Genomic DNA, 802 nt, shown 5'->3' on the forward strand with positions numbered 1-802 from the left:
ATCAATTAACTCTTGGTTAGACTTGCTTGAGGCGATACCGTATTCTTGTGTTTTGAAACCTTCATCAAGGATCTTGGTTTTATCACTTTCGTAACCTGACAAGATTGATTTATCACCAGCAAAGGCGTCAATACGGTAAGCATAGAGTGATACGGCTAACTCAGGATAAGATCCAAGTTGAACGTAGTCAAACTTAAGGTTATTAGCTGAAGCGTACTCTTCAACAGCAGTTTTGGCAGATGACCCTTGAGATACTCCAATAGTTTTACCGTTTAGATCAGAAAGTTTCTTGTAGCCAGATTTAGTTTGAACAAGGAAACCGATTTGGTCGTAGTAGTAAGGATTTGACATGGCATATGAAGCCTTACGCTCATCTGTAATGGTATAAGTAGCGATAAGCATGTCAATAGTCCCGTTATCCATAAGGGCTTCACGAGTTTGTGGGGTAACCGCTGTAAAATTCACCTTTACCTTAAGTTTTTTGGCGATTTTCTTAGCGAGGTCAATTTCCATCCCTTGATAGGTATTGGTTTTGGCTGAGTAGTAACCAAAGTTTGGGACATCCTGTTTGACACCAACGTTTAGAGTCCCTTTTTTGACAATTTTTTGAATTGCAGCACTATTGAGTAGTTTACTTCTCTCATCTGCCTGACTACTTTTTGTGTTCCAGAGGAGAACTGCTACAAAAGCCAAAGCAGAGATAGCAAAAATGCGACTAAGTTTCTTGATTAACATAAGTCCTCCTTAGGCATCCACTTGGACACGATCAGAGTTGTGGTCGATAATCTTAGAAAGGAATTGA

The 802-nt window shown here is 39.7% G+C and carries 1 protein-coding gene; it reads right to left on the reverse strand.

What is annotated here, in order from left to right:
* Nucleotides 1–735: transporter substrate-binding domain-containing protein (locus ADF62_RS08010; RefSeq protein ID WP_048788568.1), on the reverse strand; the 735-nt coding region annotated here is incomplete at its 3' end.
* Between the last annotated feature and the right edge of the window lie 67 nt (nt 736–802).

The organism is Streptococcus sp. 1004_SSPC (genome assembly GCF_001069025.1).
Classification (GTDB): domain Bacteria; phylum Bacillota; class Bacilli; order Lactobacillales; family Streptococcaceae; genus Streptococcus; species Streptococcus vestibularis.